The organism is Terriglobus sp. TAA 43 (assembly GCF_000800015.1).
GTDB lineage: Bacteria > Acidobacteriota > Terriglobia > Terriglobales > Acidobacteriaceae > Terriglobus.
On record NZ_JUGR01000002.1, the window covers coordinates 481,571 to 506,189 of the forward strand.

The 24,619-nt window shown below is 55.6% G+C and carries 21 protein-coding genes; 8 read left to right on the plus strand and 13 right to left on the minus strand.

Features of this window, described 5'->3' with window-relative positions:
• Positions 1 to 11: 11 nt before the first annotated feature.
• Both M504_RS16630 and M504_RS16635 read right to left on the minus strand, forming a co-directional pair.
• Positions 12 to 809, minus strand: coding sequence for a hypothetical protein (locus M504_RS16630; RefSeq protein WP_047495983.1), 798 nt, complete (start codon positions 807 to 809; stop codon positions 12 to 14).
• Positions 810 to 885: 76 nt separating this feature from the next.
• Entirely contained in the window at positions 886 to 1,749 is an 864-nt protein-coding gene (locus tag M504_RS16635; protein WP_369792913.1) for a deoxyribonuclease IV, read from the minus strand.
• Between the two features lie 84 nt (positions 1,750 to 1,833).
• Here M504_RS16635 and M504_RS16640 point away from each other — a divergent pair, with 84 nt between their 5' ends.
• The gene (locus M504_RS16640; protein ID WP_047495989.1) at positions 1,834 to 2,250 is read left to right on the plus strand and encodes a DUF6526 family protein; all 417 of its coding nucleotides are present in this window, start codon (positions 1,834 to 1,836) and stop codon (positions 2,248 to 2,250) included.
• A gap of 10 nt (positions 2,251 to 2,260) precedes the next feature.
• On the opposite strand, the gene M504_RS16645 is transcribed toward M504_RS16640, so the two are convergent.
• The 5 genes from M504_RS16645 to M504_RS16665 all read right to left on the minus strand — a co-directional run bounded on the left by M504_RS16645 (position 2,261) and on the right by M504_RS16665 (position 6,005).
• The gene (locus tag M504_RS16645; protein WP_232296332.1) at positions 2,261 to 2,728 is read right to left on the minus strand and encodes a lipocalin family protein; all 468 of its coding nucleotides are present in this window, start codon (positions 2,726 to 2,728) and stop codon (positions 2,261 to 2,263) included.
• A gap of 183 nt (positions 2,729 to 2,911) precedes the next feature.
• Positions 2,912 to 4,066 (minus strand): sulfite reductase flavoprotein subunit alpha, encoded by a 1,155-nt coding sequence (locus M504_RS16650; protein ID WP_047495994.1) that lies wholly within the window; start codon positions 4,064 to 4,066, stop codon positions 2,912 to 2,914.
• Positions 4,067 to 4,120: 54 nt separating this feature from the next.
• Complete coding sequence (locus M504_RS16655) at positions 4,121 to 4,477, minus strand: VOC family protein (protein WP_052200958.1); 357 nt, start codon at positions 4,475 to 4,477, stop codon at positions 4,121 to 4,123.
• A 27-nt stretch (positions 4,478 to 4,504) separates the two neighbouring features.
• On the minus strand, positions 4,505 to 5,014 hold the full coding sequence (locus tag M504_RS16660) for a hypothetical protein (protein ID WP_047495997.1): 510 nt from the start codon (positions 5,012 to 5,014) through the stop codon (positions 4,505 to 4,507).
• Positions 5,015 to 5,105: 91 nt separating this feature from the next.
• Positions 5,106 to 6,005, minus strand: a complete 900-nt coding sequence (locus tag M504_RS16665; protein ID WP_047496000.1) for a LysR substrate-binding domain-containing protein — start codon at positions 6,003 to 6,005, stop codon at positions 5,106 to 5,108.
• Between the two features lie 118 nt (positions 6,006 to 6,123).
• On the opposite strand from M504_RS16665, the gene M504_RS16670 reads away from it, so the two are divergent.
• The 6 genes from M504_RS16670 to glgX all read left to right on the plus strand — a co-directional run bounded on the left by M504_RS16670 (position 6,124) and on the right by glgX (position 15,585).
• Complete coding sequence (locus tag M504_RS16670) at positions 6,124 to 9,315, plus strand: efflux RND transporter permease subunit (protein WP_047496782.1); 3,192 nt, start codon at positions 6,124 to 6,126, stop codon at positions 9,313 to 9,315.
• Entirely contained in the window at positions 9,312 to 10,580 is a 1,269-nt protein-coding gene (locus M504_RS16675; RefSeq protein WP_047496004.1) for an efflux RND transporter periplasmic adaptor subunit, read from the plus strand. The genes M504_RS16670 and M504_RS16675 overlap by 4 nt, the downstream gene beginning before the upstream one ends.
• Positions 10,580 to 12,049 (plus strand): efflux transporter outer membrane subunit, encoded by a 1,470-nt coding sequence (locus tag M504_RS16680; protein WP_047496007.1) that lies wholly within the window; start codon positions 10,580 to 10,582, stop codon positions 12,047 to 12,049. Before M504_RS16675 ends, M504_RS16680 begins: the two co-directional genes overlap by 1 nt.
• A 126-nt stretch (positions 12,050 to 12,175) precedes the next feature.
• Entirely contained in the window at positions 12,176 to 12,838 is a 663-nt protein-coding gene (locus M504_RS16685; RefSeq protein WP_198137669.1) for a TetR/AcrR family transcriptional regulator, read from the plus strand.
• On the plus strand, positions 12,835 to 13,317 hold the full coding sequence (locus M504_RS21500) for a cupin domain-containing protein (protein WP_052200959.1): 483 nt from the start codon (positions 12,835 to 12,837) through the stop codon (positions 13,315 to 13,317). The genes M504_RS16685 and M504_RS21500 overlap by 4 nt, the downstream gene beginning before the upstream one ends.
• Positions 13,318 to 13,449: 132 nt before the next feature.
• Positions 13,450 to 15,585 carry a glycogen debranching protein GlgX gene (gene glgX, locus M504_RS16695; RefSeq protein ID WP_047496016.1) on the plus strand — a complete coding sequence of 712 codons (2,136 nt, stop codon included), beginning with the start codon at positions 13,450 to 13,452 and terminating at the stop codon, positions 15,583 to 15,585.
• Here the strand turns inward: glgX and M504_RS16700 are convergent.
• On the minus strand, positions 15,582 to 16,685 hold the full coding sequence (locus M504_RS16700; RefSeq protein WP_052201006.1) for a phospholipase D-like domain-containing protein: 1,104 nt from the start codon (positions 16,683 to 16,685) through the stop codon (positions 15,582 to 15,584). The genes glgX and M504_RS16700 overlap by 4 nt on opposite strands.
• A gap of 156 nt (positions 16,686 to 16,841) precedes the next feature.
• On the opposite strand from M504_RS16700, the gene M504_RS16705 reads away from it, so the two are divergent.
• On the plus strand, positions 16,842 to 17,933 hold the full coding sequence (locus tag M504_RS16705) for a hypothetical protein (RefSeq protein WP_047496019.1): 1,092 nt from the start codon (positions 16,842 to 16,844) through the stop codon (positions 17,931 to 17,933).
• A 61-nt stretch (positions 17,934 to 17,994) separates the two neighbouring features.
• On the opposite strand, the gene M504_RS16710 is transcribed toward M504_RS16705, so the two are convergent.
• From M504_RS16710 to M504_RS16730, 5 genes are all read right to left on the minus strand, one after another.
• Positions 17,995 to 19,839, minus strand: coding sequence for an ABC transporter ATP-binding protein (locus M504_RS16710; protein ID WP_232296333.1), 1,845 nt, complete (start codon positions 19,837 to 19,839; stop codon positions 17,995 to 17,997).
• Positions 19,840 to 20,559 (minus strand): hypothetical protein, encoded by a 720-nt coding sequence (locus M504_RS16715; protein ID WP_047496021.1) that lies wholly within the window; start codon positions 20,557 to 20,559, stop codon positions 19,840 to 19,842.
• 227 nt (positions 20,560 to 20,786) lie between these two features.
• Positions 20,787 to 22,037 carry a transcription termination factor Rho gene (rho, locus tag M504_RS16720; protein WP_047496024.1) on the minus strand — a complete coding sequence of 417 codons (1,251 nt, stop codon included), beginning with the start codon at positions 22,035 to 22,037 and terminating at the stop codon, positions 20,787 to 20,789.
• Positions 22,038 to 22,230: 193 nt separating this feature from the next.
• On the minus strand, positions 22,231 to 22,458 hold the full coding sequence (locus M504_RS16725; RefSeq protein WP_047496028.1) for a hypothetical protein: 228 nt from the start codon (positions 22,456 to 22,458) through the stop codon (positions 22,231 to 22,233).
• Between the two features lie 468 nt (positions 22,459 to 22,926).
• Positions 22,927 to 24,513, minus strand: coding sequence for a YifB family Mg chelatase-like AAA ATPase (locus M504_RS16730; protein WP_047496031.1), 1,587 nt, complete (start codon positions 24,511 to 24,513; stop codon positions 22,927 to 22,929).
• Between the last annotated feature and the right edge of the window lie 106 nt (positions 24,514 to 24,619).

The following is a 24,619-nucleotide window of genomic DNA, read 5'->3' on the forward strand; positions in this document are numbered from 1 at the left end:
TTTCATTCTGCCTACTGCGGCTGATTTTGCTTGCGTTCCGTATAGCCTGGAGGCGGCTGAAAGAGGATTGCAGCAGGGTCCGCAAAGCTGGCAGACTCCAGCAGCATGGTCTGGGTTCCCATGCGCGGGTCGTCATTCACATTCCGCACCAGGATGCCACCGCCTTCTACGGACATGCAGTTCTCTCGCGTAACGACAATGGGCCGATCGTTGCCAAAGAAATTCACCGGATAAGTTTCCTTTGTCCGACGCGACTTGCAGGAAATCCCCTGCACGGTATCGAAGCCGAGGTCTTCGCTCTTGATCTCCGGGCGCATCTCTGCCGATCCTCCTGGCTGATTCGATAGAACAGCGGCGCCGGAACCTGCCGACGCAATTATGGCTTTAACAGTCTCGGCCCCTAAAGCACCAGCCCCGGTGACAACACCCGATGATGACGGGGTAGCAGGCAGCGTTCGCAGACCAGGATTCTGCGCAGGTCGGTGCATTTCAACCCGGATGTATGTGTGAGGCACACTCTGCCCCTCGCCTTCCTGGTAGAAGTACGTCACTCCGGTGATTGGGTCCACAATGTTCACGCTGCGCATAAGGGTGGAACGGCCCGGCATCTGTATCTCGTTCTCATTCCGAGTGCGGCCATACGCATCACGAATCATCACGCTATGCGTGGTACGCGTAATGTGCGTGCCGTCCGCAAGCGTCTGTTGGATCGTGTGACTGTAAGTAAAAGTGCCTGGTTGGCGTTGAGCGGAAACAGTAACCACAGCAGTAGAAACAAGGAACGCAACCACAGACCATCGGGCCAGCATCCGAACACGCCTTTCTCTTGCAGTGAGGCGATTCTAAGCAGGGCCCTGAAAAATCCGCAACGCCAATTTACGCAGATTAAACCGCTGCCAGCGTACGCAGAATGCTGACGTTGCGAAGGGTATCACCGGGTTCGTCTACAGGAGTTTCCGCAATGAAGGCACAATGAGCAAAACGCGGATCGCGCAGGATGCGGCGGAAGGGTTCCGGGCCAATGGTGCCGTCGCCAATGTGTTCGTGGCGGTCAAGCTTGCTGCCCTGCGGCGCCTTCGCGTCGTTGCAGTGCCACACCTTCACTCGCCTTGTGCCGAAGCTTTCTTCAATGAGCGCGACTGTCTCTTCATAGCCTTCAGCCGTCACAATGTCGTATCCCGCGACGTGAATGTGGCAGGTGTCCAGGCAAACATCGACTGGAGCGCAGCGGTCCAGCATGTGGAGCAAATCCGCTACCTGATCCAATTTGCCACCCATGCTGAACTCGCTGCCCGCGGTGTTTTCAATGAGTATGCGGAGTTGTGAGCTCTGGCAATTAAGACCATCCACAGCGCGTTCGATGTTCTCTGCTGCGTGTTGCAGCGCTTCGGCGCGTGTCAGTCCCTTCCACGAACCAGGATGAAAGACGAGGAAGTCTGCACCAAGTGCGAGTGCGCGCTCCACTTCACCACGAAACGCGGCAGTCGAGTTCTTGCGCACCTCTTCACTCTGCGAACAGAGATTAATCAGGTACGACGCATGGATCGTCAACGGAGAGATGTCGTGTTGCACACGCAGCGTACGCATCTTTTCCGCATCTGCAGCGCTCACGACAGAAGGCTTCCACTGACGCGGCGAGGAAGAAAATATCTGGAAGCAGTTAGCACCGCAGTCAACTGCTCGCTGCACCGCGGTCCAGGTGCCACCGCTGGTGGAGAGGTGAATGCCGATGCGTCGGGGAGAGTTCAAAGAAGCCACACTTTGATGGTAGCGGAGAGCAGACTGCGTGCGAGACTGTGTGTGGTTCTCAACCAGACCCGAAGGGAATGAGCTATGTCAGCACCGCAGAACTTCCAGAACCACGGACGCTTTGATCCGAAGTTCCACTTCTTCACAATTCCGTTGGCCCTGTTTTGCTTCATAGCTTCGATCTTTCATGTGTGGAAGCAGCCCACTCCGCCAAACATTTTGCTAGTGCCCGTTACATTCGTGCTTTTCATGGTGGCCGGCATTGCACGCGGGTACGCGCTGCAGGTCCAGGATCGCGTGATCCGATTGGAAGAATCGCTGCGCATGGAGCGGCTGGGCATGTCGTCTGCTGGATTAACCATTCGCCAGTTTGTGGCACTGCGTTTCGCATCCGATGCGGAATTGCCTGCGCTGACGGAACGTGCACGTGCCGAAAAACTTTCGGGCAAGCAGATCAAACAGGCGATTGTGAACTGGCGCGCGGATTACGAGCGCGTTTAATCGTTCGCCTCTAACGCGTGCCTGTCTGTTGCGGATAGATCAGTTGGCCGGGGTCGTACCCGGCCTGCTGCACAAGGTTCAGGATGTGGGTGCGGTCTGCATCAGCAACGTGTGGCGTGCGTGACAGTATCCACATGTATTTGCGAGTAGGTTCGCCGACGATGGCCCATCGATACTCCGGATCGAGGCCAATGATCCAGTAATTTCCATAAAACGGCCAGAAGAACGTTACTTTGAGCTTCGCATTCGTCACAGAATCAGCCACTTTTGCCCTGCCTTCAGCGACCTTTGGCGAGCCATCCTGCTGAATGCAGCAATTGTGCACGAGAATTTTCTTGCCATCTTTGGAGTATTCAGCAATGACATCACGCTGGCATTTCTTTTCAAAGCGATTCGGCAGACGCGCAATCTCATACCACTTGCCGAGATAGCGATTGAGATCAACATGATCGACGGTCTTCAGCGGCAGTTGAGTCATGCTGGAATTCACCCCTAACGAAAGAAGAAGGACAAGCAGTCCCATACATTTCACGATTCCGTTGGATGCGTCGTTGGCTGCCGTGTGTGTTCGAATATCTCTGGTTTAATTTGCTTAGTTTCTTGCTGTGAAATAGAGAAGGCACCCTCTACAGGGTGCCTTCTCTTGTGTTCATGCTCGAACTTAGTACACGTCGAGCTGATAACGCTTCTGTTTCTTGAGGTCGTTCAGGTACTCCTGCGCGTGTTCCGGACTGCAGTCCTTGCCGTCAGCAATGGTGTCGAGCAGGGTCTGTTCCACGTCCTTTGCCATGCGCGACGCATCGCCGCAAACGTAGAAGTACGCACCGCGCTCCAGCCATGCCCACAGTTCTTTGTGGTTCTCGCGCATGCGGTCCTGCACGTAGATTTTCTTGGTCTGATCGCGCGAGAAGGCAGTATCCAGACGTGTAAGCGTGCCATCCTTCAGCATGCCTTCAAACTCCTGCTTATAGAGGAAGTCCGAGGCCGAACGCTGCTCGCCGAAGAAGAGCCAGTTGTTGCCCTTCTGGCCGTGCGCCTGGCGATGCTGCAGGAACGAACGGAACGGAGCCACACCTGTGCCGGGTCCCACCATGATGACGGGGGTTTCCGTGTCTTCCGGCAGACGGAAGTTTGCATTGGCATGCAGGAAGATGGGCATGGTGCTGCCCTCATCGGCGCGCTCACCGAGGTGACCGGAGCACAAGCCCTGACGATCCTTGCTATGCGTGTGATAACGCACCACGCGCACTGTAGTGTGCACCGCATCCGGATGCTTCGCCTGCGAAGAAGCGATGGAATACATGCGGGGCGTCAGGCGCTGCAGCACGGTGAAAAGCTGCTGCGGATCGGTGATTCCGCCGGGATGCTCCGTGATCAGATCGAGGAACTCGCGACCCCAGACGTACTCTTCTGCGCGGGACTTGTTGTCCTGTCCGGCGAGCGACTTCAGGAAGTCCAGGCCCGGAACGGATTCCGGAGCAATCTTGGCGTAGCTGTTCACGCTACCGCGCGTCAGCTTGCCGATGTGCAACTTGGTACGCAGCGCATTGTCCAGCGTGTCTTCTTTCTTGAAGAAGTCGAGGACCTTCTCGTCGCCCTTGAAATTGAGTACCTTTAGAACTGCTTCCACTTCGCTGTCGCGGTTGGTGGGCTGGATGCCGACTGCGTCGCCGGGCGTGTAGGCCATGCCCTCTTCTAACGCCAGTTCGATGTGGCGGGTCTCCTTCTCTGAGTCCCGGTCGGTCAACACATAGTTGACCAGCATCTTCGATTCGTAAGGGCTATTGCGTGTGTATTTCTGCGTCTCAGTGCTCATCGTGGTGACTTATAGGTTACCATGCCGACCACTTCAGTCCGCGTTTGCAACGACTTACCCCTGGTGAAAGTGAAAGAAGTTGCCATCCAGATCCTGCACCGTGAATTGCCGCAAGCCCCAGGGCTTCTCTTCGAGGGGATCGACGATGTTCGCACCCAGGTTCGTCAGTTCACGATAGGACGCTTCAATGTCTAGAGCGTGGATCCAATGAATCGCGGCCTCAAACGGCGGCTGTCTCTTGCGAAAGAAGATGGTTACGTTATCGCGTGACACCGCACCAATCTCTTCGCCCGGATAGAGCCACCCGATCTCAAAGCCAAGCACATCCCGGTAATACCGCTGCGCGCGGGGCACATCCATCACGGGAAGCTCCGGCACAGGCATTCCGAAAACGCTTCGTGTCTGGCTCATGCCAGCTTCCTCAAGGCGCACAGGGATTTAGAGCCGAAAGACAATGCCCGTGGAGAGTGCGACGGGATTACCAACAGAATTTCCGGAGTAGCCGTTATACGCAACTTCCACTGCACGCCAGTCGATGTGCGGCAGCAAGGTGTACTCAAGACCACCATTGATCTGGTATTGGAAGTTTGTGGAACTGGAGCCATTGCTGATAAAACCCACTCCGCCAAGCACCTCGCCATAAATCTTGATGGGAATGACGTGCGGGACGACTGAGGCGCGGATGCCGCCCAGGCCGCTGGAGAACTGCGCGCTTCCATTCTTCAGGATGGAACCGCGCACGTCGTATCCGATGTGCACCAGCGCCAGGCTGTGACTGTCGTGGTAGATGCCGAAGGTCGGACCCCAGAAATAGCCATCGCCGCTCGTCAGGTTGTTCGACTGGCCCGTGGCCTGGGCGTAAATTGCCGTCTGCGCATGAGTATTCGCGCCGCAGATGATGGAAAGCATGGAAAGTGCAACCGTGGTGGCAATATGACGAAGGCGCATGGGGGAAGTCCTCTCTTTAAAGAGCTTATGTATGTAGACGCCACGAGAGGCCCACATGCGCACCGCAGAATCACGCCAGTTACCCCGCAGCCTACAAGCGACCCGTGCGGACATGTTCCTTTGCCATCTCGCGGAAGTTGCGGAGCAATATGCGATCGCGCCGTGCGGTCCAGCAGACACAAAGCTCCACAAACGCGTTTTTCGCCTTGAGCGGCACAAACGCCAGGTCCCGAAACCCGATCTGCTGCCGGTTATACGGCAGGATTGAGACTCCCTCACCCGATTGCACCATGAGAATGACACTGCTCCATACCGTGGAAACGCTCGCGATCTCGGGCGTGAACCCCGCTGTCATACAAAGCTCGATGACCTTGTCGTAAACGCTGGGTGACGTACTGCGGGACGAGACGACAAAGCGTTCGCTGGCAAGATCCTTCACATCCAGTCGCTTTGATGAAGCGCGCGGATGGCTAAGCGGAAGAATCGCCACCATGGGGTCATGTTGAATCACTTCAAAACGAATTTCCCGGCGCATCTGCGGCTCCGGGACGCGTGTAAAGGCGAGGTCAATGCGGCCGTCCTGCAAGGCACGCCACTGCTCTGTGACGTGCATCTCCATGAGAGTCAGTTCCACACCGGGATGTGTATCGCGGAAATTCCGAATGAGCGCTGGGAAGCCATCGCCCACACCGCCGGCGAAAAACCCGATGCGCAGTGTCCCAACCTGCCCGCGTTCAGCACGCTGAGCCTCAAGAACAGCGGTACGACTCATCTCCAGCACCCGTCGCGCGTGTTCCAGAAAAATCTTGCCGGGTTCTGTAAGATCCGTCCGTCGATGACCGCGTTCCAGCAGGCGAACGCCAATCTCGTCCTCCAGATCGGCCATTTGCTCGCTAATGGCGGATTGGGAAACATGCAGGTGGGTCGCTGCACGGCTGAAGCTCTGCTGTTCCGCAACGGCCACAAGATAACGCAGGTGTCGGAGTTCCATGCCTCATGCTATCGGTTTTTCCGATAACTACGCACGGAAGAAACCACGTGCAAATCAGGTGGGCGGGGAATCTGATAGTACAAAGGCCGCATCTGCGGCCCGCGAGGATAACCACCGGATGTGGATCGTCAAGGTTGCGCTAACACGCCCCTACACCTTTATCGTGCTGGCGCTGCTGATTTTGCTGGCGGCGCCCATCATGATCCTGCGCACGCCTACGGATATTTTTCCGAACATCAATATCCCGGTGATCTCGATTGGTTTCACGTATACCGGACTGAATCCGGAAGAAGTGGAAGGTCGGCTGACCACGCCGTATGAGAAGGCGTTGACCACGCTGGTGGACAACATTCAGCACACGGAATCCACCAGCTACAACGGATATTCGGTCATCCGCGTCTTCCTGCAGCCGGGAGCGTCCCTTGACACTGCCAATGCACAGGTCACAGCGGCGTCGCAGTATGAGCTTCGCCAATTGCCTCCGGGCATCCTGCCGCCTCAGGTTATTAACTTTTCTGCGTCCAGCGTTCCCATCGTTCAAATTGGTGTTTCCGGCGAGGGCATGTCCGAAGCGCAACTGAACGACTACGCTACGAACTTTGTGCGTACGCAGTTTGTCACTGTGCCGGGTTCCGTTGTGCCATTGCCCTACGGTGGCAAACTGCGTCAGATAACGATTTCGATGGATCAGTCGGCCATGCAATCCAAAGGCATTGCGCCGGGTGATCTGCTGGCTGCACTTGCGCAACAGAATGTCGTAACACCTTCGGGAACCATCAAGATTGGTTCCACCGAATATGACGTGCGTCCGAACGGAGCACCCCGCACCACCGAAGACCTGCAGGGCCTGCCGATCAAGCAGGCGAATGGCAACACTATCTTTCTCCGCGATGTGGCCACGGTAGCGGAAGGTTTCCAATTCCAAACGAATGTTGTGCGTCAGGATGGCAAGCGCGGCGTTCTGATCAGCGTGTTGAAGAATGGCAACTCGTCCACGCTGGATGTCGTAAAGGGTATTCGTGGAACGTTGCCACGCGCGAAGAGCACGCTGCCGCCGCAGCTGCAGCTAACACCGCTTGGCGATCAGTCCGTATTTGTGCGCGCCGCCGTGGAAGGCGTAATCCGGGAAGCGATCATCGCTGCGGTTCTTACTGCCATCATGATCCTGGTGTTCCTGGGAAGCTGGCGGTCTACGGTCATCATCGCCATTTCCATTCCGCTGTCGATTCTTACATCGGTCATTGTGCTGGGACTGATTGGCGAAACCATCAATACGATGACGCTGGGCGGATTGGCACTCGCCGTCGGCATTCTGGTGGATGACGCCACTGTCACCATTGAGAACATTGAGCGCTATCTGGAAGACGGCTATCCGCTTCTGGAAGCAATTGAACAGGGCGCCGCGCAGATTTCCGTTCCGGCGCTTGTCTCCACGTTGTGTATCTGCATCGTGTTTCTGCCGATGTTCTTCCTAAGCGGCGTGTCGCGATTCCTGTTCGTACCGCTGGCGGAAGCTGTAGTGTTCGCCATGCTGGCCAGCTACATCCTTAGCCGTACGCTGGTTCCTACGCTTGCGATGTATCTGCTGAAGGCACATGCGCATGGCGAACATGCAAATGGCTTCTTCGCGCGCTTTCAGAGGGGCTTCAATGCACGCTTTGACAAAGTTCGTGACGCCTACGACGGCCTGTTGCGTCGCCTGATTGCAGCACGCAAAGCATTTGTCCCTGCGTTTCTTGGTCTCTGCGTCTGCTGCATGCTGCTGATTCCTTTCCTGGGGCAGGATTTCTTCCCGGATACCGATAGCGGTCAGTTCACCCTGCACGTGCGCGCCCCAACGGGTACGCGTATTGAAGAAGTTGCGAACCTGTTTGATCAGGTAGAGAACCAGATTCGCAAGACCATTCCAGCCGATGAAATGTCCGGTGTTCTTGACAACATCGGTATGCCGTATTCGTCCATGAATACGCAGCACTTGACGAACGGCACGATCAGCGCAGGCGATGGAGACATCTTCGTCACGCTGAAAGAAGATCACCACCCCACGGCAAAGTACGTTGAAGCTCTGCGTCGTGATCTTCCGAAGATGTTCCCGCAAGCAACGTTCTACATGTTGCCCGCCGACATCACGACGCAGATTTTGAACTTTGGTATTCCTGCGCCAATCGACATTCAGATTGAAGGCAATGACATTGCCGCGAGCAAGCTGCAAGCCGATAAGATCTTGGCGCAACTGCGTGAGGTCCCGGGCATGACAGACCTTCGCATTCAGCAGCCTTTTAACGGCCCCACGCTGAACATTAATGTGGACCGCACCAAGGCATTGCAAGGCGGCTTCACACCGCGGGACGTTTCGCAAAGCTTGCTGAATACCCTGAGCGGCTCGTTCCAGGTAACACCTATGTTCTTTCTGAACTGGAAGAACGGTGTGAACTACAACATGGCCGCGCAGACTCCGCAATACAAGATGGATACCGTACAGGATTTGCAGAATGTGCCGATCAATCGCAGCACTTCCATCGCAGCGGGCACAGGAAATGGACAGCCTACGATCCTCAGTGACATGGCCACGGTATCGCGCGGCACTGAGATGACCGTGGTGAACCACTACAACATCCGTCGCGTGGTGGATATTTACGGCAGCGTCCAGAATCGCGACCTGGGAGCAGTAAGTCGAGACATCGAGAGGATTCTTGCAAAAGATCGCAAAGAGTTGCCCCGCGGCACCTACATCACCCTGAAGGGTCAAGTAGAGACGATGCGCAGCTCCTACATTGGGCTGGTAGGCGGACTTATCTTCTCCATCGTGTTGGTCTATCTGTTGATCGTGGTGAACTTCCAGAGCTGGGTGGATCCATTCATCATTATCACGGCGTTACCGGCTGCACTGGCTGGCATCATCCTCTTCCTGTTCCTCACGCATACACGACTGAGTGTTCCTGCACTGATGGGTGCCATTATGTGTATGGGTGTGGCAACGGCGAACTCGATCCTCGTGGTTTCATTCGCCAAGCAACAACTGGAAGAACACGGCGACGCCTTACGCGCTGCCATTGAAGCTGGTGCAACACGCTTCCGCCCCGTATTGATGACGGCACTGGCCATGATCATTGGCATGGTTCCCATGGCCATGGGAATGGGCGATGGTGGTGAACAAAACGCACCGCTCGGACGCGCCGTGATCGGCGGTCTGCTGTGCGCTACCTGCGCCACTCTGGTCTTTGTTCCGACCGTTTTCGCATTGATTCACGGACGCAAGAAATCTAATCCCAATCGCAACCAGGAGCAGCTGGCAGAGGTGCATGCATGAGTGAGCAACCCCACATCGTCGACGCAGAAACCGAGAACGATGCACACAGCGATGTGAACAATATTCAAACTGATGTGGTTCGCGCGCATGCGGAAGCTCATGCGGAACACCACATCGACACTCCTGGCAGCATGCGCTCCATCGGCATCCTTTTTGCCGTGGTCGTTCTGGCAGCCATTGGCTACGGCATTTATTCGCGTCGCTCACATGAATCGAAGCTGCAGGAAACCACAGCGCAGGAGTCGATTCCGCATGTGATCGTGACGCATGCATCCACAGGCTCAAAGAGCGGCCAGCTAACGCTTCCCGGTAGCGTTTCTGCCTACATTGAAACGCCCATCTATTCGCGTACCAACGGCTATCTGAAAAAGTGGTATTTCGACATTGGCGCGCATGTGAAACAAGGGAGTTTGCTCGCTGTAGTTGAAACACCGGAAGTAGACCAGCAGTTGATTCAATCGCGCGCAGAGCTGGAGCGCCAGGAAGCCAATGCGCAGCTTGCTGGAACCACTAGCGACCGCTGGCAAAGCCTGCTGGCCAAACATGCCGTCTCGCAACAGGAAGCAGACCAGGCCCGCAGCAACTACATTGCAGCGCAAGCGGCGGTGGACGCTAGCAAGGCGAACGTGAAGCGACTGGAAGAACTCCAGAACTACGAGAAAATCATCGCTCCGTTCAGCGGCGTCATTACGGCACGTAATACGGACATTGGTGACTTGATCAACGCAGGATCCGGCTCGGCAAATCCTCGTGAGTTGTTTCATCTGGCGGATACGAGCAGGATGCGTGTGTATGCAGCGGTGCCTGAGCTCTATGCCGACCGCATTCGAAACGGCGGAGTTGCAACCATCACGCAGGACAGCAGCCCGGGACAGGTCATTAAAGGCAATATCGTCCGCAACTCCAGCGCGATTGACCGTACCAGCCGCACACTGAACGTTGAAATCGACATCGATAACCGCGACAACCTCTTACGTCCGGGCGCCTATGTCTTCGTTCATTTTGATCTTCCGGGAGCCGCGGGAACTTTCACCATTCCAAGCAATACGATGCTCTTCCGCGCGCAGGGAGCACAGGTGGCCGTGGTGAAGGATGACCACGTAGAACTGAAGCACATCAAGATCGGTCACGACTATGGCGACACGGTAGAAGTGCTTTCCGGCGTCACGGCGCAAGATGCGATCATACTCAGCCCGGCGGACTCACTGGTAAACGGAGCGCAAGTGCGCGTAACCAGCACGGTTGCGCCAAAGGGGCTTGAGTAATGAAGAAACTGCCACTGCTCAGCCTTGGACTTGCGGCGCTGACGTTGACTGGCTGCCGCGTTGGTCCCACGTATCAGAAGCCGGTATCCATGGCTCCCCCTGCCTTCAAGGAAACGCCTCCCGCCTCGTTTGGTGAAGCGGAAGGATGGAAGGTGGCACAGCCCGCCGATGCACAACTGCGCGGCGACTGGTGGACGATGTTTGGCGATTCTCAACTCGATGCGCTGGAAGCAAAAGTCGATGGAGCGAACCAATCACTGAAGGCCGCCGACGCAAACTATCGCGCGGCTCAGGCTTACGTCGGCTTCTACCGCGCGAACAGGGCACCCACTGTCGGTGTTGCGCCCTTTGTCGGTGCAACACGTCAATCGACGAACCAGCCTTATTTCAACCAATCCAGCAGTCTCGCCGGTGCCGACGCCGTCGGCAACTTTTCACTCCCCTTCTCGTTGAACTACGAAGTGGATCTATGGGGACGTATCCGACGCTCGATTGAGTCCGCTGGGGATCAGGCGCAGGCCACCGCTGCAGACCGTGAGAATCTCCGGTTGTCTCTCCATGCAGAACTTGCACAGGACTACATGGATCTGCGCGCAGCGGATGCACAGCAGAAATTGCTAAGCGAAACAGTGCAGGCCTTCCAGCAGGCCCTACAACTGACACAGGACCGCTATGAAGGCGGAGCTGCGCCACTCAGTGACGTATCGCAGGCGCGTACTCAGTTGCAGACTGCACAGGTACAGGAAACAGATGTCGAAGTACAACGCACACGCCTGGAACATGCCATTGCTGTGCTGACGGGCGAGGCGCCTGCCAACCTGACGATCCCCCGCACACCGTTAACGATTGCTCCCCCGGTATTCCCCGTTGTACCTGGAATGCTGCCGTCGCAGCTCCTGGAACGCAGGCCGGACATTGCTGCTGCCGAACGTCGCACGGCAGCAGCGAACGAACAAATTGGGATTGCGCAGGCCGCGTTCTATCCCACGCTTTCCATCTCTGCGGTAGCTGGTTTCACAGGCACATCCGCTGTGAACTGGTTTACGTGGCCTTCGCGATTCTTTTCAGTGGGTCCCACGTTCGCCCAGACACTCTATGACCACGGCCGCAGACGGTCCCTTACCGATGTGGCTCGCGCTCAGTACGACAACACCGTGGCCGACTACCAACAGACCACGCTGACTGCGTTTGCACAGGTAGAAGACAACCTTGCCGCATTACGCGAGTTGCAGAAAGAAGCCGTGCAGCAGCACGATGCCACCGCTTCGGCACAACAATCACTGGATCTGTTTAATGTCCGCTACGAAGGCGGCGTGGACACCTATCTGCAAGTGATCACCTGGCAGACCGCGTTGCTGCAGAACCAGCGCAACGACATCGATCTGCAACGCCGCCAATTGGATTCAACGGTCTTATTGGTCAAAGCGTTGGGCGGTGGATGGAACACTTCGCAACTCCCCAAACCATAACGGCACACGAATCTCGCTCACGGGAAGGACATGGCAAATACCATGTCCTTCTTTTATTTGGCACATCGTTTTTGTATTCGCGACATTTAATTGACACTAATCATGTATTCATGGCAATCTAATGCCATGAATACAGAGCCGCGCAGCTATTCCAGTCCATTGCGTCAACAGCAAATGGAAGACACGCGTCAGCGCATTGTGGAAGCGGCGCTTGCCCTGATCTCGGAACAGCCGCAAGAGGCCTTCTCGCACGAAGAAATTGCACGGCGTGCAGGCATTGCGTTACGCACGGTCTATCGGCATTTTCCTTCGCGACCAGAGTTACTGGACGCCGTCTGGCAGACAAGTGACAGCCGATTGGAACTGAGCCACTATCCGAACACGGAAGCGGACATGCTCGCCGCAATTGGGCCAGTCTATGCGCGCATGGACGCTAATGCGCCGTTAATGCGCGGCCTTTTGCGATCGAATGCCGGACAGGAGATGCGCAGGCGGGACAACGAACGCCGTCGCGTTGCAATGGAGCGTGCTCTTGGGTCGGCGACAACGCATCTGGATGCCGCAGGAAAACGTGCCGTTCTTGGCATTTTCCAATCCATCTTCAGCGGCCGCGCGTGGGAAACAATGCGCGATCGCGCACATCTTCAAGAAGGCGAACCGGCACGCGCCACGGAATGGGCAATGCGCACGCTGTTGGCACAGCTTTATCGAGATCAGAAAATTTCGGCACGCGAGGGCCAAAGCCACGCGAAGCCTGCAGCAAAAAGAGCAGCAAAGAAGAAAGCATGATCGCACGCGATTGCAGTGCGAATTTCTCTGCATTGAAAGTGAATCGATACATCATGTCCACAGCAAAGAAGCAGTTTTATGTCTTCGGAGAATTGGTCGAAGTCGTTGTGAGCAGTAAGGAAACCAACGGAACATTCTGCGTCATTCGCCAGTATTCAAATCCTGGCGGCGGCCCGCCACCTCACATTCACGCCAAGGAAGACGAGTTCTTTACCGTCATTGATGGTGAATTCGAAATCTTCGATGGAGCGACGTGGCACCCAATCGATAAAGGCGAGACTGCCTACACTCTGCGCAACAATCCCCACACTTTTCGAAATCGCGGCAGCGCGATGGGTTGCATCCAAGCAACCGTCATCCCGGGCGGATTAGACGAGTACCTGGAAAGACTTTCCCGGCTCTCCATGCCGCCGGTGATAGAAGAGGTCGTGCAGGTATCTGACCCTTACGGCATCAGCTTTCTCCCGCCGCAGCACTAATACTCTTGCAAGCAAGACGCGAACCGCCGGGACATACTGGCGGTTCGTTCTTTGCTCACAAGGATGCGCGAAGCCCACTACACTGAAGAGACGCTGTGAGAGCAGCGGTTCAGAACGAGAAAGCAGCAGACGTTGGCAGAGACGACATATCGCGTTCAAGAAGGTTCACCCTCGCCGCGCGGCGCCACGTGGGACGGTCGTGGAACAAACTTCGCCCTATTCAGTGAAAACGCCACACGCGTAGAGCTTTGCCTCTTTGATGAAAGCGGACAACAGGAATTGCAGCGGATCACGCTGCCGGAATATACCGACGGCATATGGCATGGATATATTCCTGACGTTGGTCCGGGAACAGCCTATGGATATCGCGTATTCGGACCTTACTCGCCGGGCGAAGGACATCGATTCAATCCGAACAAGCTACTTCTGGACCCATATGCCACGGCTCATCTGGGCGAGTTGAAATGGGGGCCGGAGATCTTCGGCTACATCATGGAGACCGGCGACGACACGACTTTTGACACACGCGACAGTGCAGCATTTGTCCCAAAGTGCCTCGTCACAGATCCACGATTTCCATGGCACGATGCGCCGTTAAAGCCTCGTTCCTGTCGTGTCGCCATGCAGGACACGATCCTGTATGAGATGCATGTACGTGGTTTCACAAAGCTGCATCCATCGTTGCCTCCGGAATTACGCGGGACCTACGAAGGCCTGGGCCACCAAGTGGTTGCAGATTACATTGAATCGCTGGGTGTGACCTCAATCGAGTTGTTACCCATCCAAACCTTCATGAATGAGGCGCACCTGCACGATCTGCGCCTGACGAATTATTGGGGCTACAACACGATAGGCTTCTTCGCGCCTGACCCGCGCTATGCCGCGCGTCCACGCTTTGCGCTTCAAGAGTTCAAGTCGATGGTGGCGCAGTATCACGAGCGCTGCATGGAAGTGATTATGGACGTGGTCTATAACCACACAGCGGAGGGCAACGAACGCGGGCCCACGCTCTCTTTCAAGGGCATTGATAACGCGAACTACTATCGCCTTCACGCAGAAAATCCCCGTTATTACGTGAACGACACGGGCACAGGAAATACTGTCAACGTGAACCACCCGCGGGTCTTACAAATGATCTGCGATTCCCTTCGCTATTGGGTAGAAGAGACCCACGTTGATGGGTTCCGCTTCGATCTGAGCACGATTCTTGCGAGGGAGCTGGGCGGCTTCGACAAAGGTGCAGGCTTTCTGAAAGCCGTCATGCAGGATCCGGTTCTCAGTTCCGTGAAGCTGATTGCCGAGCCGTGGGACATTGGGCCCGGCGGTTATCGTGTGGGTGAATTTCCTCCAGGATGGATAGAGTGGAATGACACTTTTCGCGATCGCTCTCGCGCCTTCTGGACAGGGCGCACGGGCGCAGGTGATTTTGCCAAAGCTCTGATGGGCTCGCCGGAGATTTTCGATCATTTGGGCAGGCGGCCCTGGACCAGCGTGAACTTTATCACCGCACACGATGGGTTCACGCTCAACGATCTGGTCAGCTATAACGACAAACACAATCTGGCCAACGGTGAAGATAATCGAGACGGCAGCAACCATAACCTCTCGTGGAATTGCGGTGAAGAGGGGCCATCGCAGAACAGCGATGTGAATGCTCTCAGACAGCGCCAGATGCGCAACCTGATGGCGACACTGTTGCTGGCGCAGGGGACACCGATGCTGCTGGCAGGTGATGAATTCGCGCGCACGCAGCAGGGCAATAACAACGCCTATTGCCAGGACAATGAAATCAGTTGGGTTGACTGGACACTCGCTGAAAAGAACGCGCCAATGCTTGCATTTACGCAGCGCCTCCTCGCCCTACGGAGAGCAACTCCACTGTTGCACCGCGGACGTTATCTGCATGAAGGAGTCGATAGCGAACTGGGCATTCGTGAACTGGTATGGATCGGCGCTGATGGAAATGAAAGTCACCGCGAGGATTGGAATCTCGATTTCCCGGAAACCTTCGGCATGCTGATCGACGGACAGGCACGTCGTTCCGGGCTTCCGGAAAAAGGCGGCGCCGAGACTCTGTTATGCGTAGTGAACGACCACCAGGCGAGCGTGCAGTTCACACTTCCACACGTGGAGCATGAAGGCCAATGGAAGCTTGTACTGTCCACGGAGCAGTTCGAAACGATTGAGGCAACACACGCAGGTGGAGAAACCTTTCCCTTGGCGCGACTTTCTCTGACGCTATGGAGATACGTCGAGCAGTCGAATTAGGGTACTTTGCTTTCCTTGTCCGTTTGCAATTGCGCCGCCTGTTGCGCCATGTCGCGAAGAGCGAGCAAAACAGCATCGTGAATCTCTTCACGGAATGCGTCACGAACCGTTTGAACCACCTCATCGGGCTCAAACGGGACATCGCTGTTGGAGCGATCCAACACTTTCTCCAGCACCTGTTCCACCACAGGTTTCATATGAATGTGTTTGGCAACGATTTTCGCCACTCGTCGCACGGGTAGCTCGAGGGCCGGTTGCACGGCATCCTGCATGGGTTGTGACAGGGCCCAGTCCTGCTCGAACACGTGCATCATCTTCCGAACGGCCGGACCATTTTCAAAGATGACGCCAATTTCACGGCGCGCCTCGAGTTCCAGCTTGCGAAGGCTCTGACTACCCAGAAATGCGGATTTTCCGTCGCGAATGATGAGTCGCGAATGGAGACGCGTGGGCAGCAGACGGAACGGAAGCGAATACGCCTTCGGCGAGACGCGGCCGATTATTCGCACCTCAACTCCCTGCGTTACCTTGTCTTGCAGAAGCGTGATGAAGTCTGGATCACTGATCTTCATCTCGTACATCAATATCTGCTTCTTCGCGCCTTTGATGAAATCCATCAGTTCCTTGCGCGCATTCACCGGACTCACGACGAGGTGCCTGGAAGTGGAGACATATTCCTTGCGGTGCGCATCGCATTCGAACAATTTGATTGCCTCAGCCACAATTGTCGGCGTGGTGATGGCAACAGCAAAGGAACGGCTTAACGTGATGTCGAGGTGCGTGTAGTTGAACGCAAGCAGGTAGAGTTCTTTGCGATCAATGATGAACATTTTGCCGTGATAACGGACAAGATCGTCAGCAGTTCGCGTGACCGTGATGCCCTTTTCAAGCAGGCGCATCTCCAATTTGCGGAGGTTCTTCTCTTCGCCTCGGTTTGTGAATGCGATGAGTGCCTGCACGGAGACACCGCGTTCCACGGCCTCCACGAGCGCACGTTCAATCTCGCTGCGGTCAAAGCGAAAGATGAGTATCTGGATGCTCTTCTTCGCTTTGCGCAATGCGTTTAGGATCGGTTCGATCCCATCGTCCGGCTGTACCATCAGCTTCACGTTGCAGTCGCTCTCCTGCCGGCTGTCACCGGATGTAAGTCTCTTACATGATGAGGATGCAAATGTGGCACGGGAAGATGTTTTTCTCACAGTTCGCGCATCTTAACTTCTGTACATCCGGTTACTAAACCCGATGGGAGAACTCTCATGCATTTAAACCGCCTTTCACATTGGGCGCTGATCTGTACCCTTTCTGTCGTTCCCGTGGGCTTCGCGGCGCACGCACAGGACGATGCTGCTGCCCAGAGTGCCCACAGCAAGACGAAAGACGATGACAAAGATAATGATCGCGATGTTCGATCGAACGCCGCCCTGTGGGCGAAGGTTCAGAACCCGGTTCTTTGGCATGAACCCGGCAATATTGCTGCACTGGATCTTTATTGGGGTGCTGGAGGAAAAACCAATCAGCCAAAATCGCCCTTTGTGTTCCTGAGCGAGGACTCGAATGGAACCAATGCCAAATTAGACGTCCGTGATGCCAACGGGACCAAGTGGCGTGTGAAAGAAGGCGAGGAGGCACAGCCCGAAGTGGCCGCTTCGCGCCTGCTGTGGGCGATGGGATACTACGCCAACGAAGACTACCTGGTTCCGGGTGGGCAGGTGCAGAACATCAAGATGAAGCGCGGCTCGCAGGACCTAAAGGATCGCGGCACACTCGTAAACGTTCGCTTCGCACGTAAGCCAGATGGCCAGAAAAAGATTGGTATCTGGGAATGGAAGACATCTCCTTTTTATGGCTCACGCGAGTTCAACGGCCTTCGCGTAATGATGGCTGTAATTAATAACTGGGACTTGAAAGACGTGAACAATGCCGTCTACATGGATTCCAAGAACAATCGGCAGATCTTCCTGGTAAGCGACATCGGAGCAAGCTTTGGATCGAATGGCGTCTCGTGGACACGTTCGCGTTCCAAAGGAAATGTCGACAGCTTCCGCTCATCAGGGTTTATCCAAAGCAAAACCAATTCCACTGTGAGCTTCTCAACGCCGAAGAAGCCCACGGGAATGCTATTGGCAACCATGGGTGCGACTGCCAAGTCATTTGCAATGCGCAAAGATATGGATTGGATTGGAAACGATATTCCGATTCAGGATGTGCGCTGGATGGGTGGCCTGCTCGGTCAACTCTCGCATAAGCAACTGACAGATGCCTTCCGTGCAGCAAACTTTTCTGAAGACGAAGTTCAGGCGTATGTAGAACTAGTGGAAAGCCGCATCACGGAACTAAAGAAGCTTTGACGCGGTAATGAAATCTAAGTAGAAAGCCGGGCGAGATGCCCGGCCTTCTTTTGCTAAATGCTTAAGTGAGCAAAGCGGATTGCTGTTCTTCGCTGTTCTGAAGATCATTCAATTCCTGATACAGACCGCCCGCCTTGATAAGTTGTTCGTGTGTTCCGTCCTCTACAACGCGTCCGTCCTGAATGACATAAATGTTATTTGCTTTGCGGACCGTTGCCAGACGATGCGCGATCACGATGACAGTCTTGTCTTGCATGAGGCGATCCAGCGCCTCAAATACCAATTGTTCAGTATTGGCGTCCAGAGCCGAAGTGGGTTCATCGAGTATGAGAATGCGACTGTTGCGCACCATGGCGCGGGCGATGGCGATGCGCTGTCGCTGGCCCCCTGAAAGCAGAATCCCTCGCTCACCCACTACGGTGTCGTACTTGTGCGGAAGGTTGTCGATGAATTCCGTAGCATTCGCAGCTTCTGCTGCTGCAACGATCTCTGCATGTGAAGCTTCCGGACGCCCATAAGCGATGTTGTCCCAGATGCTACCGCTGAAGAGCACCGTGTCCTGCAATACGAAACTTAACTGTTCACGAAGTGAACTTTGTTGCACCTTCGTCACGTCCTGGCCGTCAATGCGGATGGTGCCGCTCTGCGCCTCGTAAAAGCGTGCAATCAGGTTGATGATGGTGGTCTTGCCTGAGCCGGTCGGCCCCACCAACGCGATGACGCAACCCGGATCAGCATGCAACGTAATGTCGTGCAAAATCTCACGTTCGCCGTCATAGGAGAAACACACATTGTCGAGGCTGATGCGGCCTTCAACCACACGCAGCGGCCTTGCTCCCGGAACATCGCGCATCTCATTGTTATTGCCAATGATCTCCTTAATCCGTTCGTAGCCAATGTCTGCTTTGGAGTACGAATCCATAATTTTGGAGATGTCCTGCATGGGTTTGTACATGCTGGCGATGTAAGCAATAAAGATGTAGATCTTGCCACCCGTCATGTCAGAATTCAACGCAAGATTGCCACCGAAGTACAAAACGAGACAGGTACCGATGGCAGTTACGATGTTGACGATGGGAACCAGTTTTGCCTTGAGAGTGCGTGCCCGTAACGCCGCTTCGACCGTCTCCAGGCTCTCCCCTTCCAGTCGCTGCACCTCATATTCCTCACGCGAGAACGCCTTCACGACGCGGATGGAACCGAGCACCTCCTGCACTACGGAGATCATCTTGCCTTCCTGCTTACGCACTTCGCGTGATGCCTTCTTCACCCGACGCGTATAGGTGTAGACGATCGCAAAGAGGATTGGCACGACCGCGAGTGCAATCAGGGTTAACTGCCAACTTAGATAAAACAGCACTCCAATCATGCCAAGAATGGTTGCAATATCGACAAGAATGCTGAGTAGTCCAGAAACGATGAAGCTCTGAATGGAATCGATATCTGTGGTGACGCGACTAATGAGATCGCCCGTCTTGCTGGTGTCGTGATACGAGAGCGAAAGACGCTGCACTTGTGCGTACAGTTTGCGGCGCAGGTCATGCGTAACCCATTGCCCAACACTGGTGGTGGTGTACTTCTCCCAATACGAGCAGAATGCATCCACCAGAGCGATGAGTACGACAGCGCCGCATACGAAAAGAAGTATTTGGTGTGGCTCCGTTCCAACGGTGCGCTTAATGAGAGCAAAGAGCCAGCCATGTGACTGCTTTTTCGCAATCACGTTGTCGAGAACGATCTTCAACGGCCACGGCTGAGCAACATCGGCAATACTCTCGCCCGCGATCGCCGCGAGTCCAAGAATGAGAGCGCGTCGATGGGGACGCAGGAGATCCTTGATCTTCAACTGCCGGTCCGACTGCTTCTCTTTATCCGTTGCCATCGCGGCCTTTTCTCCAAGCTGCATTTAATCCTTCTTGAACTTGTGTCGCAGATACTGCCGGATGTCGTCACCAAATTCTTTGAACTGCTGCGTCGCCATGCGGCTTGCAATACTGCCTAATGAACCTGTCGCCACGCGAGTCCATTCACGATCCTGGTCAGGATAAATACCATTGGCAAGGGCCTGGCTGGCAACAATGCCGGTGAACAGCGGGATGTTCACCGTATCACCACCACTATCCTTGTGCGTGATCAGCACTCGCTCAGCCGCGTAGATCACGCGCGACTTGAAAGGATGTCCCGAACCCAGAACGTAGTAACGCGGGTCATCTCGCAGGATCGCCGACATACCGCCGTTCATGATTGCCTGCGTGCTCTGGCGAGCGAAGTCAGCCCCCACACGTTCACCATAGGCTCCACTGTCAGTGCCGTAGTGGGGTCGAGCATCGAGCAACTGTTGCCGTCCGCCAGTGAATGCAGCGGAAAAGACCGCACCAACAGTTCCCATCTTCAGAACCGAAGCAGTGATCTTTTCCTTTGCACCCCACGGAACCGCGGTATATCCGGGCTTGATGGTATGCGCATACTTTCTTGCAACCGTTGGTGCAGCAGTAGACGCTTGCCATTCGGCGATATCGTCCACCGAAACGAATGAAGGCTCCTGTACCTGCGAGCTACTGAAACCCGGAGAGTCCGGAAGGGATGCAAGCGTGTCGACCTCGACAAATGCGTGATCCTGCGGCATGCTGCGCTGTGCGCTACACGGGAGGGGGAGGAGACTTACAAACAAAACAAAGAAGCCGTGCCGCGAAGTTGAAGAAGTTATCATTCCTGCGTATAGGACGCCACACTGCAATCGGCTGTTGCATGAATAGGATACGGGAGCTGAGGGATCGCACAGACGTTCTTCAGAATCTGCGGACAAAAGAAAAGCCCGCGAATCTCGCGGGCTTTCTTACATACTCAGGGCTCTTACAGTGAACTCATGTTGTGCAGGAACTCCTGGTTGTTACGGGTCTTGCCCAGCTTATCCGTGAGCAATTCCATGGCTTCCACCGGCGACAGCGGATTCAGCACCTTGCGCAGAATCCACGTGCGCTGCAGATCTTCCTTGGGGATGAGCAGCTCTTCCTTACGCGTTCCGCTGCGCTGGATGTCGATTGCCGGGAAGACACGCTTGTCGACCAACTTGCGATCGAGAATGACTTCCATGTTGCCTGTACCCTTGAACTCTTCGAAGATGACTTCGTCCATACGCGATCCGGTATCGACGAGGGCCGTCGCCATGATGGTGAGCGAACCACCCTCTTCAATGTTGCGGGCCGCACCGAAGAAGCGCTTGGGGCGCTGCAGAGCGTTGGAGTCCACGCCACCGGAGAGCACCTTGCCCGAAGGCGGCACGATGGTGTTGTAAGCACGTGCAAGACGCGTAATGGAATCCAGCAGGATGACCACGTCGCGCTTGTGCTCGACCAGACGCTTGGCCTTTTCAATCACCATCTCGGCGACCTGTACGTGGCGTGCGGCTGGCTCGTCGAAGGTGGAGGAAATAACCTCGCCCTTCACGGAGCGCTGCATGTCCGTAACTTCTTCCGGACGCTCGTCGATCAGCAGAACGATGAGCACAACTTCCGGGTGGTTCGCAGTGATGGAGTTCGCGATGGACTGCAACAGCACCGTCTTACCGGTACGCGGCGGAGCGACGATCAGACCACGCTGGCCCTTGCCCACGGGAGTGAGCAGGTCCATCACGCGGCCACTGATGTTGTCGCGGACGGTTTCCATCTTCAGGCGCTCATCAGCATAGAGCGGCGTCAGGTTGTCGAACAGAATCTTGTTACGGGTTTCTTCAGGCGACTCAAAGTTGATCGCTTCGATCTTGACCAGCGCAAAGTACTTTTCGCCCTCGTGCGGGGGGCGCACATTACCGGAGATGGTGTCGCCGGTCTTCAGGTCGAACTTGCGGATCTGCGAAGGAGAGACGTAGATATCGTCTGGACCTGGGAGGTAGTTGTAATCCGGCGAGCGGAGGAAGCCGTAGCCGTCGGGCAGGATTTCAAGCACGCCCTCGGCAAAGATGTGGCCCTCTTTTTCGCTCTGAGCCTGGAGAATCTTGAAGATGAGGTCCTGCTTGCGCAGGGCGCTGGTGCCTGGAATTTCTAGGCCGCGTGCGAGTTTGCCGAGTTCGGCAATGCTCTTTTCTTTGAGTTCGGTAATGGTCATGGGTACCTGTGTACGTTCGTTCCGTGATGTATGGAAGCGGTGAATCTAAGGCGGGGGTTGCGGTGCGGAAGGGTGATGCGGGCTGGTACGGGTAAAGCTTGAGTGCAGTAATTGTTCAGGACTGCAAGTTCTACGGTACAGCGATTGTATTGCAGGAGCGAGAAAACAAGGTGCGGGGGAACCGCACGGCCGGTTAGGCCGCGCGGCGCTCCTCGATGGTCTCCAACACTGCTGCCGGCTCAGGGCCAGTCTTCAGATCGCTGGGGGCAGTCTCGCGAAAGCGATCCAACACTTCGTTCGTGGTGTCCTGCAGACGGGTGTTCGGCTTGTGCAGCTTGCGCGTCGCCTTGCTGGCGAGCTGACAGAGCTGGTAACGGTTCTGGACGTGGGTAAGAGCGCCAAAAATCAGATCAGAGCGCATGATTCTCCTTCTTCAATCAAGTCTCGCGGTCCTTCAGGATCCGCTGACGGATGGATCGCGGCACGCTGCCGCAGCTTTACATTTTGTGCAGCATGTCCCCTTCAAAAAGACGAGGTGCACACCGCAGGTGTTCCGGCACAGAACCGCGCAGCTCTTCTGGCGGCGCTTCAGGCTCCGTTGCCTTCACTGCTTGAATCTCAGGGACGATTCGGGATCGTTGCGCCGGCCATCCGCGCAGCTTTGAGAATCGCATGTCCCAGTGTATGGGATTCACCAACGCCCGGCCTGGATGCGTCGGCAGGAGGAAGATTCGAGGGGTTCCATTCTGGACCCGTCAAAATCAGCTCCAAAAGCACCATAATTGCTTCAACCCTTATTATCAATACTTATTTTCGGAAGAAATCACGCCAAAGTTTCCAAATTGTGGAGAAAAGCTAGTCCCTCCTTGTAAGTCCTGATGAGTCAGTCTTATGCCCAGTGACTACGGTCCAGGGTCCGGTATTGGATCGCTTCTGCGATATGTTTTACAGCGATGTCCTGGGCTCCTTCCAGATCGGCGATGGTTCGGGCGGTCTTGAGGATGCGGTCATGGGCACGCGCACTCAATCCCTGCTGCTGCATCGCCCTCTCCAGCAGCCGCTCCGCGTCGCTGGACAGCTCGCAGAACACCCGAATCTGCTGGCTGGACATCTGCGCGTTGCTATAGACGGGGCGATGACGCTTCGTGGTCTGCTGGTCCCCCAGTTTTCCAAAGCGAGCCGCCTGACGCTCCCGGGCGGCCAGAACGCGGTCGCGGATCTGGGCTGAGGTCTCCCCCTCACTTCCCTGCCGAAGCTCCTTGTACTGCACCGCAGGCACCTCAATATGGATATCGATACGGTCCAGCAGAGGTCCGCTGACCTTACTGACATACCTCTGAATCATGGGTGGCGTACAGGTACACTCGCGGCTCTTATCGTTGAAGAAGCCGCAGGGACAGGGATTCATCGCCGCCAGCAGCATAAACCGCGCTGGGAAGCTGAGACTCATGGCGGCACGCGAGATGGTCACCGTGCCGTCTTCGAGCGGCTGGCGAAGTACTTCCAGCACGTTGCGCGGAAACTCCGGCAGCTCATCTAAAAAGAGCAGGCCGTTGTGCGCAAGCGAAACTTCACCGGGACGGGGCACCATGCCACCACCGATCAATCCGGCGTCGCTAATGGTGTGGTGCGGCGAACGGAAGGGACGATGCGCCACCAAACCCTCGCTGGGTTCGAGTACACCCGCGACCGAATGAATCTTTGTGGTCTCCAGCGCCTCGTTAAAGGTAAGTGGCGCCAGAATGGATGGCAGGCGCTTCGCCAGCATGGTCTTGCCGCTGCCCGGAGGCCCAATCATGAGCAGATTGTGTCCACCAGCGGCAGCCACTTCCATGGCACGCTTCGCAGTGTGCTGACCGCGAACGTCTTTGAAGTCCAAGGGGAAATGCTGCAGTTCGTCCAGGACTTCTGCGGGCTGAATCTTCAACGGCTTAGCATGTTGACCGCCAAAAGCGAAGCTGTTCAGCAGTTCGCGGACCTCGGCAAGTGTTCGTACGGGATAGACGTCCACACCATCCACCACTGCGGCTTCACGCGCGTTTGCTTCCGGCAGAATTACGTTGCGAATGCCAAGTTCGCGCGCCATCACCGCCATGGGCAGAACACCCGGTACAGCACGGAGATTTCCCTCCAACCCGAGTTCGCCAACTAATAAGAAGTCGGACAGTTCCTTCATCTGCAACGAACCGTACGCACCGAGAATCCCGATGGCGATGGGAAGATCAAATCCCGAACCTTCCTTCTTCAGGTCGGCCGGTGCCAGATTGATCGTGATGCGAGTGGGTGGAAGATCGAATCCGGAGTTTTTGATAGCAGCACGTACGCGATCACGGCTCTCACGCACGGCAGCATCCGGCAATCCGACCGTGCTGAAGGTAGCGTCCTTCATGCTCATCACACCGGAAAAGTCCACTTCTACATCAATGGGATGAGCATCAATGCCATACACGGCTGCGCTACGCGATTTGAACAACATGATTGTGTGGGGAAGTCTCCGACTGGCAGTGTACTCGCGGTGGCACGATGCCGATGAAGGAAACCTCAACGGGCATCCGCAGAGGCATCACGTCAGGGGCGTTTTA

Excerpts from the sequence above, each read along its gene's own strand:
- M504_RS16730 (WP_047496031.1), bottom strand. The coding sequence starts at position 24,513 with ATGTTGTTCAAATCGCGTAGCGCAGCCGTGTATGGCATTGATGCTCAT.
- M504_RS16670 (WP_047496782.1), top strand. The coding sequence starts at position 6,124 with ATGTGGATCGTCAAGGTTGCGCTAACACGCCCCTACACCTTTATCGTG.
- M504_RS16685 (WP_198137669.1), top strand. The coding sequence starts at position 12,176 with ATGAATACAGAGCCGCGCAGCTATTCCAGTCCATTGCGTCAACAGCAA.
- M504_RS16660 (WP_047495997.1), bottom strand. The coding sequence starts at position 5,014 with ATGCGCCTTCGTCATATTGCCACCACGGTTGCACTTTCCATGCTTTCC.
- M504_RS16675 (WP_047496004.1), top strand. The coding sequence starts at position 9,312 with ATGAGTGAGCAACCCCACATCGTCGACGCAGAAACCGAGAACGATGCA.
- M504_RS16630 (WP_047495983.1), bottom strand. The coding sequence starts at position 809 with ATGCTGGCCCGATGGTCTGTGGTTGCGTTCCTTGTTTCTACTGCTGTG.
- M504_RS16710 (WP_232296333.1), bottom strand. The coding sequence starts at position 19,839 with ATGCAGCTTGGAGAAAAGGCCGCGATGGCAACGGATAAAGAGAAGCAG.
- M504_RS16650 (WP_047495994.1), bottom strand. The coding sequence starts at position 4,066 with ATGAGCACTGAGACGCAGAAATACACACGCAATAGCCCTTACGAATCG.
- M504_RS16700 (WP_052201006.1), bottom strand. The coding sequence starts at position 16,685 with ATGGTACAGCCGGACGATGGGATCGAACCGATCCTAAACGCATTGCGC.
- M504_RS16715 (WP_047496021.1), bottom strand. The coding sequence starts at position 20,559 with ATGCCGCAGGATCACGCATTTGTCGAGGTCGACACGCTTGCATCCCTT.
- M504_RS16680 (WP_047496007.1), top strand. The coding sequence starts at position 10,580 with ATGAAGAAACTGCCACTGCTCAGCCTTGGACTTGCGGCGCTGACGTTG.
- M504_RS16655 (WP_052200958.1), bottom strand. The coding sequence starts at position 4,477 with ATGAGCCAGACACGAAGCGTTTTCGGAATGCCTGTGCCGGAGCTTCCC.
- M504_RS21500 (WP_052200959.1), top strand. The coding sequence starts at position 12,835 with ATGATCGCACGCGATTGCAGTGCGAATTTCTCTGCATTGAAAGTGAAT.
- M504_RS16640 (WP_047495989.1), top strand. The coding sequence starts at position 1,834 with ATGTCAGCACCGCAGAACTTCCAGAACCACGGACGCTTTGATCCGAAG.
- rho (WP_047496024.1), bottom strand. The coding sequence starts at position 22,037 with ATGACCATTACCGAACTCAAAGAAAAGAGCATTGCCGAACTCGGCAAA.
- M504_RS16645 (WP_232296332.1), bottom strand. The coding sequence starts at position 2,728 with ATGACTCAACTGCCGCTGAAGACCGTCGATCATGTTGATCTCAATCGC.
- M504_RS16665 (WP_047496000.1), bottom strand. The coding sequence starts at position 6,005 with ATGGAACTCCGACACCTGCGTTATCTTGTGGCCGTTGCGGAACAGCAG.
- M504_RS16705 (WP_047496019.1), top strand. The coding sequence starts at position 16,842 with ATGCATTTAAACCGCCTTTCACATTGGGCGCTGATCTGTACCCTTTCT.
- M504_RS16725 (WP_047496028.1), bottom strand. The coding sequence starts at position 22,458 with ATGCGCTCTGATCTGATTTTTGGCGCTCTTACCCACGTCCAGAACCGT.